12 protein-coding genes are annotated in these 16,076 nt (G+C 59.6%); 5 read left to right on the forward strand and 7 right to left on the reverse strand.

The features are described from left to right. Window positions 1-5: 5 nt before the first annotated feature. The 5 genes from RJQ10_RS18845 to RJQ10_RS18865 are packed head-to-tail and all read left to right on the forward strand — an operon-like array spanning window position 6 to window position 5,244. Complete coding sequence (locus tag RJQ10_RS18845) at window positions 6-365, forward strand: cation:proton antiporter subunit C (protein WP_350149004.1); 360 nt, start codon at window positions 6-8, stop codon at window positions 363-365. Further along, window positions 362-1,852 (forward strand): monovalent cation/H+ antiporter subunit D family protein, encoded by a 1,491-nt coding sequence (locus RJQ10_RS18850; RefSeq protein ID WP_350149005.1) that lies wholly within the window; start codon window positions 362-364, stop codon window positions 1,850-1,852. Before RJQ10_RS18845 ends, RJQ10_RS18850 begins: the two co-directional genes overlap by 4 nt. Beyond that, window positions 1,852-3,318 (forward strand): proton-conducting transporter transmembrane domain-containing protein, encoded by a 1,467-nt coding sequence (locus tag RJQ10_RS18855; RefSeq protein ID WP_350149006.1) that lies wholly within the window; start codon window positions 1,852-1,854, stop codon window positions 3,316-3,318. Before RJQ10_RS18850 ends, RJQ10_RS18855 begins: the two co-directional genes overlap by 1 nt. After that, window positions 3,315-3,563: a hypothetical protein gene (locus RJQ10_RS18860; protein WP_350149008.1), complete on the forward strand. Its 249-nt coding sequence runs from the start codon at window positions 3,315-3,317 to the stop codon at window positions 3,561-3,563. Before RJQ10_RS18855 ends, RJQ10_RS18860 begins: the two co-directional genes overlap by 4 nt. Next, entirely contained in the window at window positions 3,556-5,244 is a 1,689-nt protein-coding gene (locus RJQ10_RS18865) for a Na(+)/H(+) antiporter subunit D (RefSeq protein WP_350149010.1), read from the forward strand. The genes RJQ10_RS18860 and RJQ10_RS18865 overlap by 8 nt, the downstream gene beginning before the upstream one ends. Before the next feature lie 10 nt (window positions 5,245-5,254). On the opposite strand, the gene RJQ10_RS18870 is transcribed toward RJQ10_RS18865, so the two are convergent. The 7 genes from RJQ10_RS18870 to RJQ10_RS18900 form a co-directional block, all read right to left on the reverse strand. Then, window positions 5,255-6,670 (reverse strand): M20/M25/M40 family metallo-hydrolase, encoded by a 1,416-nt coding sequence (locus RJQ10_RS18870; RefSeq protein ID WP_350149011.1) that lies wholly within the window; start codon window positions 6,668-6,670, stop codon window positions 5,255-5,257. Window positions 6,671-6,689: 19 nt separating this feature from the next. Beyond that, complete coding sequence (locus RJQ10_RS18875) at window positions 6,690-7,988, reverse strand: Xaa-Pro dipeptidase (RefSeq protein WP_350149013.1); 1,299 nt, start codon at window positions 7,986-7,988, stop codon at window positions 6,690-6,692. 28 nt (window positions 7,989-8,016) lie between these two features. Further along, window positions 8,017-10,341: a TonB-dependent receptor gene (locus RJQ10_RS18880; RefSeq protein ID WP_350149015.1), complete on the reverse strand. Its 2,325-nt coding sequence runs from the start codon at window positions 10,339-10,341 to the stop codon at window positions 8,017-8,019. 2 nt (window positions 10,342-10,343) lie between these two features. Further along, the gene (locus RJQ10_RS18885) at window positions 10,344-11,996 is read right to left on the reverse strand and encodes a tetratricopeptide repeat-containing sulfotransferase family protein (RefSeq protein ID WP_350149017.1); all 1,653 of its coding nucleotides are present in this window, start codon (window positions 11,994-11,996) and stop codon (window positions 10,344-10,346) included. Beyond that, window positions 11,980-13,278, reverse strand: a complete 1,299-nt coding sequence (locus tag RJQ10_RS18890; RefSeq protein ID WP_350149019.1) for an APC family permease — start codon at window positions 13,276-13,278, stop codon at window positions 11,980-11,982. Before RJQ10_RS18890 ends, RJQ10_RS18885 begins: the two co-directional genes overlap by 17 nt. Then, complete coding sequence (locus RJQ10_RS18895) at window positions 13,275-15,284, reverse strand: S9 family peptidase (protein ID WP_350149021.1); 2,010 nt, start codon at window positions 15,282-15,284, stop codon at window positions 13,275-13,277. The genes RJQ10_RS18890 and RJQ10_RS18895 overlap by 4 nt, the downstream gene beginning before the upstream one ends. Continuing rightward, window positions 15,281-16,076, reverse strand: a 796-nt coding sequence (locus tag RJQ10_RS18900; protein WP_350149023.1) for a CehA/McbA family metallohydrolase, incomplete at its 5' end; no start/stop codon positions are given. The genes RJQ10_RS18895 and RJQ10_RS18900, both read right to left, overlap by 4 nt.

Consider the following 16,076-nt stretch of genomic DNA (forward strand, 5'->3'; position numbering starts at 1 on the left):
CCACCATGAAACTCCTGGGCCTCTTCAACTATTGGGTGTTCGCGGTATTGCTGATGATCGGCCTTGCCGCCCTCATCAGCCGCCAGAACCTGGTCAAGAAAATCATGGCGCTGGCCATATTCCAGTCCGCGGTATTCCTGTTTTTCATCACCATGAGCAAGATCGAGAATGGCACTGCGCCGATCATCCAGGCCGGCGTGGACAACCAGGTTTTCTCCAACCCGCTGCCCCAGGTACTGATCCTGACCGCGATCGTGGTCGGTATTTCCACCACCGCCCTGGGCCTGGCCATTGCGGTGCGCCTGTACGAGGAGTACGGCACTATCGAAGACAATGAAATCCTGGCGATGGATCGCAAGCCGTGAACCTGGCCGACCATCTGCCGGCGCTGCAGGTCGCCCTGCCACTACTGACAGCGCCGCTGGTGATACTGCTGCGCACGGGATTTCTCGCCTGGCTGGCGGCGCTGCTGGCCAGCCTGGCCTCGCTGGGCCTGGCGCTGCTGCTGACCGCGGCCGTACTGGAAACCGGCACCCAGCACTATGCAGTTGGTGGCTGGCAGCCGCCCTTCGGTATCGCCCTGACGGTAGACGGGCTCAGCGCCCTGGTTCTCCTGCTGATCACCGGCGCCTCCTCGCTCGCGCTGGCCGGCGGCCGCCAATCCCTGCGCCTGGATATCGACAATCGCCGTGCGCCCATGTTCTACGGTGCCTGGCTGATCGCCATGGCCGGGCTGTGTGGCATCGCGGTCGCCGGCGACGCCTTCAACGTTTTCGTGTTCATGGAAATTTCCTCCCTCGCGACCTATATCCTGATCGCGGCCGGTCGCGACCGGCGCGCACTCTCCGCTGTGTTCAAGTACCTCATCATCGGCACCATCGGCGCAACCTTCTACCTTATCGGCGTCGGCTTCATCTACATGATGACCGGCACGCTGAACTTCGCCGACATGGCCCTGCGCCTGAACGATGTGATCGAGACCCGCCCGATCATCATAGCCGCGGGCTTCATCACCATTGGCCTGGCATTGAAAGCCGCCATTTTCCCCCTGCATATCTGGCTCCCGCGCGCCTATACCTATGCGCCAAATGCGGTCACCGTGTTCATCGCCGCCTGTTCCACCAAGGTGTCCATATACGTACTGCTGCGCTTTAACTACGCGGTTTTTCACGGCAATCTGCTGGGGCACTCGGACCTGTTCGCGGTGTTCATCATCCCCTTGGCACTGTCAGGGATCCTGCTGGCATCCGCGATCGCCATCTACCAGGGCAACCTGAAGAAGATGCTGGCCTTTTCCTCGGTGGCGCAGATCGGCTACATCGCCCTGGCCGCGGGCCTGGCTTCGCAGACGGGCCTGGTCGCGGCGCTGTTGCACATGTTCAACCACGCTCTCGCCAAGGGCACCCTGTTCCTGTGCGTGGTGGCTTTCGTCCTCACCTCCCGCAGCGCGACCATTGCCAATCTGCACGGAATAGGCCGCCGCATGCCCTGGACCATGGCCGCCTTTGTGCTGGCGGGCCTCAGCCTGGTCGGCGTGCCGGGTACCGCCGGGTTTATCAGCAAGTGGTACCTGGTCGTCGCGGTCATGGAAGTACCGGGCTGGGGGGTGCCGCTGGTCGTGGCCATTATCGCCAGCTCCCTGATGGCCGTGGTCTACCTGTGGAAATTCGTTGAAGTTGCCTATTACGGCGAAGCGCCTGGTGATGATACCGCGGCGATGGAAGTTGCCCTGCCGCTGCGGACACTGATCTGGGTGGCCGCCCTCAGCAACGTCTACTTCGGGCTGTTCCCGCAGCTGCCTCTGGCGCTGGCGCAAAGCGGCTCCGGCACCCTGCTTGGAGGCCTGAACTGATGGGCGCGCATACCCTGCCAGTGATTCTGCTGCTGCCGCTGCTGGGCGCGGTCGGCATTGCGTTCACCGGTCGCTGGCCCAATGTGCGCGAGGCCGTCAGCCTGCTTACCGCGGTGACGCTGGCGATACTGGTGTTCTCCTGGTTTCCCGAAGTAGCGGCGGGCGCCCGCCCCGCGGTGACGCTGTCGGAGCCCCTGCCGGGCCTGTCCCTGGCGCTGTCCCTGGAGCCCCTGGGGATGATGTTTGCCTGCATTGCCTCCTTTCTCTGGATCATCAACACCATCTACTCGATCGGCTATATGCGCGGCAACAGGGAGAAGCACCAGACCCGGTTCTATATCTGTTTCGCCTTGGCGATCGCCGCGGCGATGGGCATTGCCCTGGCTGACAACCTGTTCACCCTGTTCCTGTTCTACGAGATTCTCACGCTTTCGACCTACCCCCTGGTGGCGCACAAGGGCGACGCCAAAACCGTGGCCTCGGCGCGCGTCTACCTCGGCATCCTGATCGGCACCTCCATCGGCCTGCTGCTGCCCGCCATCATCTGGACCTACGTGGCCACCGGTACCACCACCTTTACCCTCGGGGGCATCATTCAGGGCAATGTACCCGGGCCCGCGGTGGGACTCCTGTTGGGCCTGTTCGTGTTCGGCATAGGCAAGGCAGCGCTGATGCCGGTGCACCGCTGGCTGCCGGCGGCCATGGTCGCGCCCACCCCGGTCAGCGCGCTGCTGCACGCGGTGGCGGTGGTAAAGGCCGGCGTGTTCTGCGTGACCAAGGTCATCATCTATATCTTCGGCGTCGATTTCCTGTTCAGCCAGCCCAGCGCCCAGTGGCTGCAGTATGTGGCGGCGTTTACCATCATCAGCGCCAGCATTGTGGCCCTGTACCAGACCAACCTGAAGCGGATGCTGGCCTACTCGACCATCGCCCAGCTCTCCTATGTCATCATGGCGACGATTATCCTCAAGCCCCTGGCCGAGATTGGCGCCGCGGTGCACATTGCCGCCCACGCTTTCGGCAAGATCACACTGTTCTTTGCCGCCGGGGCCATCTATACCGCAGCCCACAAGACCGAGCTGTGGCAATTGGCAGGCATTGGCCGGCGCATGCCGATCACCATGGCGGCCTTCACCATCGGCGCGCTAAGCATGATCGGCGTGCCGCCGACCGGGGGCTTTGTCTCCAAATGGTTCATCCTCGCGGGCGCATTCCAGGCCGAGAATTACCTGGCGATCTTTACCATCATCGCCAGTACTGCCCTCAACGCGATGTACTTCCTGCCCATTATCTACTTCGCCTGGCTGGCGCCAAACGCGCCCGACGTCGATATGGAACACGGCGAGGCGCCGCCGGCCATGCTGCTGGCGCTGGGGGTTACCGCTGCGCTGACCATCGGATTTTTCTTCTTCAACCAGCCCCTGCTGGATCTTGAATCCCAGCTGGTGCAGAGTCTGCCGCTATGAATCCACCCGACAATCACTGGCTCACCCGCCCCGCAACCATCCGCCGGCTGTGGATTATCGGCTACGTCACCCTGGCGGCAACCGTGGCCCTGCAGTGGTTCGTACCGATCCATGGCTACTTCGGGGTGGATGGCTGGTTCGGTTTCGGCGCCCTGTTCGGCTTTTTCAGCTGCGTGTTGATGGTTTTCGGGGCCAAACTGCTCGGCGCCCTGCTCAAACGCCCGGACACCTACTACGATGTTTGAATCCCTGCCACCCGCCCTCGCCCTGATCGGCGGCGCGCTGCTGACCGCAGCCATCAGCTCGCGCCAACTGCGCGCCTTCGTGGTCATTGGCGCGCCACTGGTCTGTCTCTACGGCATCTGGCAGGTCCCGGACGGAGTGAGTCTCGAGGCTTCCTTCCTCGGCTACCCGCTGGAGCTGGTGGAGGGCAGCCCGGTACGCCGGCTCTTTGCCACGATCTTCGCCATCATGGCGGCCACCGGTGCCGTTTTTGCCTTCAACCATGCCCGGCGCACGGAACTGGTGGCAGCCCAATTCTACGCCGCCGGTGCGGTCGGGGTTTCCTTTGCCGGCGACCTGCTGACCCTGTTCGTGTTCTGGGAGCTGATGGCCCTGTTCTCCACGGTAGTCGTGTGGTGCGGGGGCACTGAAAAAGCCCGCGCAGCCGGCGTACGCTACGCCATCATGCACCTGCTGGGGGGCGTGGTCCTGAAGGTCGGGATCGAGGGGCTGATGATCAGCAGCGGCTCCCTCGACATCCGCGCATTGCAGGCCACCGACTTCAGCACCTGGATGATCCTGATTGGCATCCTGATCAATGCCGCCGCGCCGCCGCTGTCGGCCTGGCTATCCGACGCCTACCCCAACGCCAGCCCGACCGGATCCGTGTTTCTCTCGGCCTTCACCACCAAGACCGCCATTCTCGCCCTCATTCTCCTGTTCCCCGGCGAGTCGATCCTGATCTGGGTCGGGCTGTTTATGGTCTTCTACGGCATTATCTACGCCCTGCTGGAAAACGATATCCGCCGGATCCTGGCCTTCTCCATCGTCAACCAGGTGGGCTTCATGGTATGCGCGGTGGGAATCGGCACGGAAATGGCGATCAACGGCGCCGCCGCCCACGCCTTCGCGCACATCATTTACAAGGCCCTGCTGTTCATGAGTGCAGGTGTTGTGGTGATGCGCACCGGCATGCACCTGTGCACCGATGTCGGCGGCCTGTTCCGCACCATGCCTGTAACCATGTGGTGCGGTGTGATCGGGGCGCTGGCGATCTCCAGTTTCCCGCTCACCTCCGGCTTTACCACCAAAACCATGATTTCCCAGGCCTCAGTCGATGAAGGGCTGATGCTGGTGTACTTCCTGCTGGCCGCCGCCTCTGCCGGGGTGTTCCTGCACGCCGGCATCAAGTTTCCCTGGTTTGTGTTTTTCCAGAAGGATTCCGGCCTGCGCCCGCAGGACGCTCCCTGGAACATGACAGTCGCCATGCTGTTTTTTGCCGGGCTCTGTATCCTGCTGGGGGTTTATCCGCAGCTCCTGTACCCGCTGCTGCCCTATGCTGTGGACTACGTCCCCTACAAGGCGGGCAAGGTACTGTTCTACCTGCAGCTGCTGCTGTTCTCCGGGCTCGCCTTCTTCCTGCTGCTGCCGTGGATGCAGCGCACCCTGACCATTTCACTGGATGTGGACTGGCTGTGGCGCAGGGGCCTGCCGCTGCTGGCGCGCGCAGGCAGCAAACTCGGCTCACCCCTGGTGAATATTCTCCAGGCCCGGCTCGGTGATGTGTTCGCTGCGCTCACCACCTCCGCCCGCAACACCATGGGCCATACTGGCCCTCTGGGACGCTCCTGGGAAATCGGCACCACCGCGCTGTGGATCGTGCTGCTGCTGATGGTCTACGTGTTCGCGTACTACCTGTTCTGAGCTGGCAGTCTCAGTCCCCGGCAAGGTCTGTCAACAGGGCGTGCCAAAGGGTCAGCGAGTTTGGCAGGCTGAATACAGTAACGCGCTCGTTGAGACCGTGAGCAAATTCATCTTCCGGTTTGAGGAAAATACCTGTAAACGTGTAACTGGGTATCCCGGCGGCACGAAAATGCAGGGCATCAGACGCTCCGGAAGCCATTGTGGGCACAATGGGGACACCTGGGTAGTCTATATGAACAGCTCGCTCGATCGCGGCGAACAGATCCTCGCGCAGCGGCGAAGGGTCGCTGGCTATCGGGTTGTCCAGAATGGACCACGAAAGCCCATCGTCCGCAACTACCGCCTTTAGTTCCTCGAGCGTTTCCTCAATACCGATACCGGGAAAAATTCTGCAATTAATTGTCGCGGTCGCTGACTGTGGCAGCGCGTTCTCTGCATGACCCGCGCTGAGCATTGTCGCCACACAGGTCGTGCCGGTGGTACCCGCGTACTCAGGATGATCCCGTAGCAGCGCTACCGCAGCAGGGTCGTCGGGGTCGTCGGCAAATGCCCGCATCGCGGCACCGAGCTCGCCACCGACCAGAGGCGCGCTGCGGGTAAAGAACGAACGTGTCAGCTCCGTTGCCCGCACGGGAAATTCATGGGACTGCAACTTTCGCAGAGCATGCGCAAGATCGTAGATCGCGTTGTCTCTGCGCGGCAACGAGCTGTGACCACCGGGATTGCGCGCCGTCACGGTGAACGTGGCGTAGGTCTTTTCCGCAGTGGTGACAACAAAGGAAAATGGATTGCCGTTTTCGTCAAGCTGGCCACCACCCCCATCAACCACAAAGGCGAATTCCGCATCAATCAACTCGCGATATTGGCCCGTCAGTAATTGCGCCGTGGCCATCTCGGTTTCCTCGTCGCCGGTAAAGGCAATCAGGAGATCCCTTGAAGGGACGAAGCCTTCAGATTTCAAACGTAAAAATGTGGCAGTTAGCACCGCGACATCGAACTTGTTGTCTGCCACACCACGGCCGAAGTAGAAGCCGTTCTCCTCAATAAGGGTAAACGGATCGCGCTCCCAGTCCTCTGGATAAGCATCCACAACATCCAGATGCGCCGAGAGAAGAATCGGTTTTTTGCCAGAGCGTTGATCGCCGCGGTAGCGCACAACGAGGGCGGCAGTATCTGCGTGGGGAATGACCATCACGTCTTCCCGAGCGAAGCCGCCATCAAGCAAGCGCTGTTCCAGAAAGCTCGCGAACCTGGGCACCTCGCCTGCACCTGCCACGGTACGCATCGGGATAGTGTCACGCAAAATCTCGAATGCCATACGATGGAACGGAACCGCCTCTTGCTCCAGCTGCGCCTCCTGAGCAGCGGCCGCTGTTGCCACCAGTCCCACCAAAATCATTCCCAGCCACCGCGTAATTGCTGTCATCTCTGTGCTTTCCTCGCTATCAGTTAAGTGACGGATCAAGGTGGATCAAGCCGCCCTTCATGACCCCGACCACGGTTTCCAGGGCGGTTATATCTTCGAGTGGATTCCCTGCCACGGCGATCAGATCGGCCCATTTGCCGGGGGCGATGGAACCCAGCTGCTCATCCCGGCCGAGCATTTCCGCGGCAGACAGAGTTGCCGCCCGGATCGCTTCCAGCGGCGTCATACCAAAACGGACCATCCAGGCGAACTGCAGGGCGTTGTCGCCATGGGGGTAGACCCCACTATCTGTTCCATAGGCCATCCTGACACCGGCTTGGTGAGCCTTGCGGAAGTTTTCCCGCTGGATTGCCGCTGTGGCATCGTTCTTGGCAAGAGTTTCCGCCGGCCACCCCTCCAATGTGCCTGCGCGATCGATATATTCCGCATTATAGATGTCTGCTACCAGCCAGGTACCACGCTCGCGCATCAGTTCGATACCCTCATCATCAAGCAGGGAGCCGTGCTCAATGGAGCGCACTCCCGCTCGCACAGCAGCCTTGATACCCTCGGCCCCATGGGCATGGGCGGTGACATAAACACCGTATCGGGCTGCCTCCTCCACTGCAACCCGCAGTTCCTCCTCACTGAGTTCCTGAGCACCGACATGAGTGCCTGTCGTCAGTACTGCCCCGGTCGCCAGGGTCTTGATGAAAGTTGCTCCGCGCTGAATCAGGGTGCGTACGCGCTCCCGAACCTCGGCAGGTGAGCGAACAACGCCAAAGCGTAAATCTGCTGGTACGGTGACATCGAACGCTTGCCCGGTGATGTCGCCAGCACCACCAGGCACAGTTATATACGCGCCCGCCACCAGCATGCGCGGCCCCGGGACGATTCCGGCGTCAATAGCATCGCGCAGGGCGACGTCATTGAACGCACGCCAAACGCCCACATCCCGCACCGTTGTAAAGCCGGCCCGCAGCGTTTTCTCCGCGTGAGCTACGCCCTGCAGTACACTCTCCGCAGCAGTCGTTTCCAGCGGCGCAAGCACGTTCGCACTCTGGGCAGAGTCCGCCAGGTGGGTATGCATATCCATCAGCCCGGGCAGCACTGTCCACGCCGACCAGTCGTGCACTGTTGCTCCACTTGGCACTGCAACAGCAGACCAGGGACCCACCGTTTGCACCCGCCCACTTCGGATAGTGATCATCTGATCCGACAGCAACCGCTCGTTGACGATATCCAGCAGGCTACCGGCACGCACTACTACCGTGTTTCCGGCGTTACTCTCTGCGGCCGGCAGCACGAGCAACAGGACTGTCAGGATAATCCCCGGCAATCCTGTCCTCGAAGTTGCAACAACCGATCTAGAATCGCTGGCCAAAGCGGATTCCATACCGGGCAGGACGGTTGGTGAAAATCGGCAGGTCCACGAAATTATCCTGGCTGGCAAGGATAACAGCGCGTTCATCGAAAATATTGTCGGCGAACAACTCCAGAGTCCAGGAGTCCTTCTCGACACCGAATGCGATATTGACCAGATTGTAGGACGGCTGCCTAATCCTGCTACCCACATCGAGCGAATTCCAGGTGGCATCGGTGTAGGACCATGCCGTCTGGACATACGCGGGGAAGCCCGCAATATCCATGGTGTACCGGCCGGTGGCAGTCAACTTCAGCTCGGGTACAAAAGGCATGGCGGTCCCGCGCGGGGCAGTTACAATGCCAGCTGCGCGATCTTCCTCACCCTGAAAATAATCTTCATCCAGTTCGGCATTGTTGTAGCTGCCAGAAAGAGTCAGGGTGAGGTCCTGGGTCGCGGCAAAGCTGGTATCGAACTCCATACCGCGAGTGCGGGCCTGACCGACATTGGTAATCAAGGTCAGTGGCGAAATCGCGAAATCCAGGAACGAGTACTGGAAGTCCTCCCACTCAAGCAAATACACCGCACCGTTGAAACGCAGGCGATTATTCAACCAGGAGGACTTCCAGCCTACCTCATAGTTGTAAACATAGTCCTGGTCGTAGGCTGGCGCGATGACGCCACTTAGCGCCCGGTTCACGCCACCCGGGCGAAATCCTTTGGAGTAAGTGGCATACATCAGCGCGTCGTCGCTGAGTTCATAGGACGCGTTAAGCTTCCAGGTCTCACCGTCCTCCTTGATTTTTTTGTCCAGATTCGGATTGTCGATACACGGGTAAGCCGAACAGTACGTCGAACCTGTATTGCCGTAATAGCCCTTCAGGGAATTCTCCAGCTCGTAGAAGCGCACACCGGCAGTCACAGACAATGCAGCAGTAAGGTCATAGGAAACTTCACCAAACAAGGCCTGGTCCTTGTCAGTACGCAGCTGTTTCGTGACCCACACAAGGGGTTCGCCGGGTATAGGTGAGTATTCTTCACCGGTTGGAACATCGGGCGCTACCCAGCGCAAGTCGAAATCGTGCTCATGCTTCTGATAGAAAGCGCCCGCAATCCAGCGCAGTCGGCCGTCACTGTCGGAAGCAATACGAATTTCATGACTCTGGCGCTTGAAGTTTTCATCGCCGGTTATACTCTGGGTGGGGTCAGCGCAATCGCCGAGTTCATCATAGTAGAGACAGTAATAGCCGTAGTCCGCGTAAAGATCCTCAAAATACTCCGCATACCAGCTATAATCTGTTTCTGACTCGTTGTCGCGATCCAGCAGCGCACCAGCGTAGACAACATCCAGATTGCCGATCCGGCCGTTCAACGTCAACGTCCCCTGCACCCACTCATCATTGGCGAATTCGTCGCCAAATGAGCGGTATTTTCGATCACCGAGATCGTCAGGACGGTGGGCCCACACTCCCTCGGATTCCTGTTTCTGGTAGGCAACAGCAGGGGTCACAGTCCAGTTCTCGTTGAGATCTATTTTCAACGCTGCACGCAGCCCCTGGGTTTTGACATCATTGAAGTCATCTTCCACGTAAGCGCGGTTATCGATACTGATTCCCGAGGCTGCGTAGTTACGTTCGCCATAAACATTGTCAATATAGCCACCCTCCTTGTCGTGCCACATGACAAGGCGCAGAGCCGCGGAGTCCGACAGAGGTTGGTTGACGAACCCCTCCAGGGTATAACCGGATTCGCCGCCGTCTATCTGGCTACCGGTCAGATCGTAACCGGCGGAAAATTCCGTTGGATCAGGCTGATTGGTGATAATGCGCATTGTCCCGGCCTGGCTGCTCGATCCGTAGAGCGTCCCCTGAGGACCCGCTAGCGTTTCGATCCGGGCGATATCGTAAATGTGTATGTCGAGCACATTGTTGATCGTTGTGATGGGTTGCTCATCGAGGTATACGGCTACGCTCGGCTGGGACCCGGAATGTACACCGTCACCGCCGGAGGAAATGCCGCGCATGTAAACCTGCGCAAGACCGGGCGCATAGGACACGTAGGATACCGTGGGCAGAAAATTGATGTAGTCATCGAAACCCTTGATATTCAGGTCCTGAATAGATTTGCTGGTGAGCGCCTGCACTGCGAGTGGCACATCCTGCAAGTTTCCAGCGCGCTTGGTGGCTGTTACTATGACCTCTTCCAGCATGGCGCTCTGGCCCCAGGCCGGAGTCTGCAGGGCGGCAGACGCCACCAGTGCAGAAAGGGCCGCCTGTATCGTATTTCGCTTCATGATGCCGGTAGGCACTCTGCGAGTCTGCTTCTTCATAGTCATCCTCTCAAGTCAGGTGATTCTATTGGGTACCGCGCCATGACCTCCGGGCCCAACGCTGCAACCAGCGGACCCAGGTGCGGTAGAAAGTGACGCCAGTGTTCTACAGCGTCAGTGAATACAGGCTGGCGTACCTGTTCACTGCTTGCGGTGCGCACAGCGCGCTGATTTTCATGGAAAGATAGACAGCCGACCTCGAACTCCAGACCGCAATAGTTGAGCAGCTTGCGTACCTGGCTTTCGAAGTCGACCACCAATTCCTCGTACTGAACCCGGTGCACCCGACCCGGAAGCACTTTGTCGTAGTGGTCCATCAGGGCAACGTAATCGCGGTAGTAATGACCGATGTCACTCAGGCTATAGCTGAATCGTTGACCCCGGGCGAAATACTGCTTGAAGCCGCTAAAACAGCAAGCGAGGGGGTGACGGCGTGCGTCGATGATCTTTGCGTCCGGCAACATCAAGTGAATAAGCCCGATGTGTTCGAAGTTGTTAGGCATCTTGTCGATAAAAATCGGGGCGGTACCGCGGTAGCGCCTGGTACGATGCAGGTACTCTTCACCGAGCTCACGTAACTCGCCGGGACTGAGATCCTCCAGAATTTCCGGGTAGCGCGAACGCTCACCGGGTTGCGGCTTCCCTCCCAAACGACGGGCCATGGCGATGATGTCGGGCAACTCCTGGGTGCCTTCGACAAGGCTGTGGCTGGCAAGGATCTGCTCCAGCAGGGTCGATCCGGCCCTCGGCAACCCGACGATAAAGATCGGGTCCCGGGCGCGGCAACCGGATCCGGCACGCTGAGCGAAAAATGGGGCATCCTGACAGCGGATGGTACGCTGGATTTTTTCGTGTTGTGCGGCAGCGCTATAGGTCGACTGGCGACGCCGCACTTCGTTACCCTCGGCGTAGTGGGTGAATGCCTGATCGTATTGGCCACGATCTTCGAGAGCCTTGGCAAGTGCGAAACTGAGCTGTGCCGCATCCTCCGCTTGCAATCCGGGTTTACCGAGAGCTGAGCGCATGGCCTCCAGCTCGTCATCTGTGAGACTCACAGTCTTCAGGTTTGCCAGCGACCAGTATGCCTCTCCCAGCTCCGGCGCCAGCCGAATCGCAGTCCGGTAGGCGGCGATGCTCTCGTCTTGCCTGCCCACCGTTTTAAGGGCGTGGCCGTAGCTCAGGTAGACCTTCGGCTGCCTTGGCGCATCCGCCAACAGGCGCTCGTAGATTGCAATTGCCTGTTCAAAATGCCCCAGACGCACCAGGGTCGCAGCCTGCAGAGTTCGGTAGCTGGGGTTGTCCTCGTCCTGCAACAAAGCTTCAAGCTCGATCAGGGCCTGCTCGTAGTGTGTCTGACGGCTGAGGACAAAAGCATAGTTGTAACGAGCCAGGTGAAAGTCAGGTGCCAGTTCCAGACACCTGACCAGCAAATTCTCGGCGTCCGCCCAGCGTCCCAACTTGATTGCCACATCGGCCAGCAGACGGATTGCCGTGACGTCCGCAGGGTACCTTTGCAGAAACTGGCGACACAGCCGCTCGGTCTCGCCGATGCGCCCATCCAGCAAAGCGTCCATTGCCTTGCGCAACACCGGATGCAACCGCTGCAGGGACTGTTGAGTGTCAGGGCGGGAGCCGGTGCTAATTGGAGTGGGCATCCGTCACCTCCATCGCTGCCGCGCCAGATCGCGATCGGCGCCAGAACACCACGCAGCCGAGCGCCAGATACACCAGAGCGCCAGTCGTGCGCGTCAGGGAATCCTGCAACACAAATGCGAGAAAGAAACCCGACACCAGTATCAGACCCCAGCCGGTAAAAAGAATACTTCTAGGCCCAAGACGCATCGGTGCAACGTCGAAATCCCGCGAACCTGACGCAAGGCGAAGCAAGGCAAGCCCCACCAAGACCTGGAAGATCAGGGTGAAAGCGGACACCCACACGGCATATCCGATAACGGTTTCTCCCAACGCGACGCACAGCAGGGACAGCAGTCCGGCGAGCAGGACGCTGCGTGACGTATCGCCCTTTGCTGCCAGCCATCGCGGCAGGCAGCCATCAGCGGCCATGGCATAAATATCGCGGGACGCCACGAGCAAGAGAGCGTTGATAGAGGTTGCTGCAGCGCCGAGGATAGCCAGCGTTACCAGCAGCCCGCCAATGTTTCCGAACAGCTCCAGTGCCACCACACGGACCGGCGCCGCCGTGGCGCCGAGTGTCTGCCAGGGCATCATACCGACCAGCGTCAGCGAGAGGGCGACGTAAGTTACCACGACCAGGAAAAAGCTGAGGGCCAGCGCACGCGGAATAGTGCGCGCCGGATCGCGGATTTCACCGGCGAGCTCCATGACCCCCATGAAGCCCCCGTAGGAGAAAAATGCAGGAACCGCAGCAAATATCACCGGATACCAACCAGCAGGGGCGAAGGGCTTCAGGTTGGCGGGTTCGGCCTCACCCAGGCCGAACCCTATCACCAACACCAATGCAAGCATGAATCCGAGCACCAGCAGCCCCTGTACCCGCACCATCAATACAGCACCACCCAGGTTCAACACCGTGAACAGCGCGATCGACATCACAGCCACCAGCAATGGATTGACGCCCGGCACAAGGGCAACGACATATTCGGCAAAGCCCAGTGCAATCAGGACGATGGCGAGGACGAACACGGCCAGCATCAGCCAGATTCCGATGAAGCCCGCAAACGGGTTCAGCAACCGCGAGATAGCCACGTACCCTGCCCCCACCCGGGGAAAAACCACCCCGAGTTGCGCCGCCGCAACACAGGAGAAGGCGGCAATAATCGCGGCCAACAGATAGGATACAATCACCGCCGGGCCTGCGCTGCCCGCCAGTGATCCCGGTAAAATAAAAATACTGGCGCCTATCACGTAACCCATCAGGGTTGCGATCACTGCAAGCAGGCCCAGGTTACGGGTCATGGCGCGGGTGCCTCTAGCAACCAGCGCTGGTACCATTCCAGATTGCGCTGCATGCGGTCGCGCAGGTAGCTGGGGACCTGTAGTGAGTGGTTTTGATCTGGGTAAATAACCAGCTGCGTCGGCACCTCCAGTGATCGCAGAGCCTGGTACATCTGCAGGCTGCCGCTGCAGGGCACGTTGAGATCGTTCTCGGCACATTGGTACAGCGTAGGCGTGGTGATCCGGTCCGCATTCAGGAAAGGGTAGCTGGCGCGATCGTAACTTTCACGGTTGGACCAGGGGACGCCCAGCTCCAGCTCGTACTCGCGGGAATACTGGTCGAGACCATAGGCACCGTATATATTGGAAACACCCGCACCACTCACCGCTGCCCGAAACCTGTTATCGGCAGCAATCATTGAATTGGTCAGAATACCGCCGTAGCTCCAGCCTCCAACGCCCAGGCGCGAAGCGTCGATGATGCCCTGCCCTTCCAGAAAATCTACCCCGGCGAGGATGTCGCTGACATCGGTATTGCCCCAGTCCGCGTAGATGGCAGAGGCAAATTCAAAGCCCTTGCCGGAGGAACCTCTCGGATTGATTCCGACCACAGCGAAGCCCGCGGTGGCGTAAAGCTGCCAGTCGACCATGAATTCATGACTGAACTGGTATACCGGGCCACCGTGCAAGCGAAAAATCGCCGGCAAGGGGACACCGGGCTCAGCATCAGGGGGCAGTACCAGAAACCCGTCAAGCTCATGACCATCGTTCTCGAAGCTGAACGTCCGGGTTACAGCAAGTTCAACCTCGTCCAACCACGCATTGTGATTGGTCAGGGGGCGCAGGTTTTCCCCTTCCACCGCAAATAGCTCGAAGGGCCTGTTATCAGTGCTATCCAACAACACCAGCCGGTCATTTTCTACAGCGATGGCAAAGTCCAGCGCAAAACGCTTCCCGGTACTGAGCCGGGTAACACTGCCATCGATGCTGTTTATCTTCACCAGCCAGGTGGACAATGGATCCTCCTGCAGCGCAAAGAGAAAACGGCCATCCGCCGACCACTTGGGCAAAAAGAAATTGCGGTCAATGCGTGCCAGCGGGCGGTTGGTAGCAGTATCCAGATCCGCGACTGTCAGCTGCCAGGGCGCATAGTAGATCCATTTGCTGAGGCCACTCTGGAGCCAGCCGAGCTGTTTGCCGTCCGGGGACCACACGGGTGGTGACATCCAGTAGGGATCGACGTCCGTGCCATCAAAGTCGCTTATTCGACGAGGCTCGCCCTCCCCGCTGGCGAGAATGACAAAGACATCGGAGTCCATGTTGCGATCAGAATCCTCCCTCGCTTTTGACACGTAAGCAATATGTTGCCCATCGGGAGACCAGCTGGGGAGCCAATGGTCCTGCTTGCCGCTGGTGAGCTGACGCGTGCTACCGGTAGAGAGGTCCACAATCGACAGATGCCGGCGCGCTCCCGCCAGATAGCCAACGCCATCCTCAAGAAACTGGAAGCGATCGATTACCAGCGGTGGCGCAGTGCCTGCCGCATTGGGTTGCGCGGCTCCGACAAAGGAAGACACCACCAGATGCGAGGCATCCGGCGCCCAATCGTACTCAATTACGCCACCGGCCACGTCGGTTACCTGACGGACTTCTCCGCCATTTCGGTTCAATACAAATACCTGGCTGTAATCTTCGTCTCCGGCCGCTTCGAGATAAGCCAGATATCGACCATCGGGACTAAATTTCGGCGTAGACGCACTGATGCTGTCCGGTTTGGTGAGCTGCCGCGGCTCCCCTCCGGCCCAGGGAACCTGCCACACGTCACTGACGATCGCATCCTTCTCCAGATTGTGCACCGACACAACGTAAGCCACCTGACTGCCGTCTGGAGACAAAGCCGGTTGCGAGACATCGACCACTGCGTGGATATCATCGATGGTCAGGGGCCGCGGCTCGGCGCTCTGTACCAGCGGCGAACAGCACAGGAAGAGGCAGACCAGCGCCAACATTTCTTCACGCAGGTTCATTGCTCTCGAAGCTCCTCGTAGATGAGACGTGCGCGGCGGATATCATCAAGAATTTCCTCGCGCTCCCAGTCGTGGTTGTAATCTTCGCGAGCCGAAGCATGCTCAGCAATGCGATCCAGCCAGGCGATGAAATACGCTGCATCCTCTGGTGCACGCATGGGCGCGCCGGGGACATCTATCCACACCGGATTGGTCGTGGCGTAGGTGTAGATGTCCTGCACCGCGGCATGGGCCGTTTGGTTGACCGCTCGCAAAAGCATCCAGCCGCTGCTGTTTACCGGCACCTCCAACAACCTCTCCGCCGTGAGTCCGTCATCGCCGACTTCCAGTTTTGCCACCACATCTCCGTTGTAAACAAGCTCCAACTGCGTGACCGGAACGGTTGAGCGCAGCGCGAAATCAACGTTTACTGATTCGCCGGCAGTCACCGTCAATCTCGAGCCTGGGCCCTGACCATTAACCAGCAACCCCAGCAATGGGCCATTGGTGACGAAACCCCGACCATGCCTTATCGCGTCCTTGAGTGTCTCTGGCTGGTCGGGCTCCACCCCTTGCAGAAATATGCGGTTGAGGCCGATGGGCCCCCGCAAAGAGGCGTAGTTGGTCATGGCATCGGTGCCGGCGCCCGCAGCCAGAGGAAAACCCAGATTGAGGAATCGGTACCAGACGTCGGCAGTATTCTCGTGGTTGGCGAAAGAGACAATCTCGAGGTAGTCGGTCTTGCCGAGCGCCACATCCACCGGCAGCGCATGGGTGAGCGGGCGTTCTGCCTCAGGATCCGGTGTTGCATCA

This window comes from Haliea sp., assembly GCF_040222615.1.
Taxonomy (GTDB): domain Bacteria; phylum Pseudomonadota; class Gammaproteobacteria; order Pseudomonadales; family Halieaceae; genus Haliea.

Excerpts from the sequence above, each read along its gene's own strand:
- RJQ10_RS18895 (WP_350149021.1), bottom strand. The coding sequence starts at position 15,284 with ATGAACCTGCGTGAAGAAATGTTGGCGCTGGTCTGCCTCTTCCTGTGC.
- RJQ10_RS18860 (WP_350149008.1), top strand. The coding sequence starts at position 3,315 with ATGAATCCACCCGACAATCACTGGCTCACCCGCCCCGCAACCATCCGC.
- RJQ10_RS18885 (WP_350149017.1), bottom strand. The coding sequence starts at position 11,996 with ATGCCCACTCCAATTAGCACCGGCTCCCGCCCTGACACTCAACAGTCC.
- RJQ10_RS18870 (WP_350149011.1), bottom strand. The coding sequence starts at position 6,670 with ATGACAGCAATTACGCGGTGGCTGGGAATGATTTTGGTGGGACTGGTG.
- RJQ10_RS18890 (WP_350149019.1), bottom strand. The coding sequence starts at position 13,278 with ATGACCCGTAACCTGGGCCTGCTTGCAGTGATCGCAACCCTGATGGGT.
- RJQ10_RS18865 (WP_350149010.1), top strand. The coding sequence starts at position 3,556 with ATGTTTGAATCCCTGCCACCCGCCCTCGCCCTGATCGGCGGCGCGCTG.
- RJQ10_RS18855 (WP_350149006.1), top strand. The coding sequence starts at position 1,852 with ATGGGCGCGCATACCCTGCCAGTGATTCTGCTGCTGCCGCTGCTGGGC.
- RJQ10_RS18845 (WP_350149004.1), top strand. The coding sequence starts at position 6 with ATGAAACTCCTGGGCCTCTTCAACTATTGGGTGTTCGCGGTATTGCTG.
- RJQ10_RS18880 (WP_350149015.1), bottom strand. The coding sequence starts at position 10,341 with ATGAAGAAGCAGACTCGCAGAGTGCCTACCGGCATCATGAAGCGAAAT.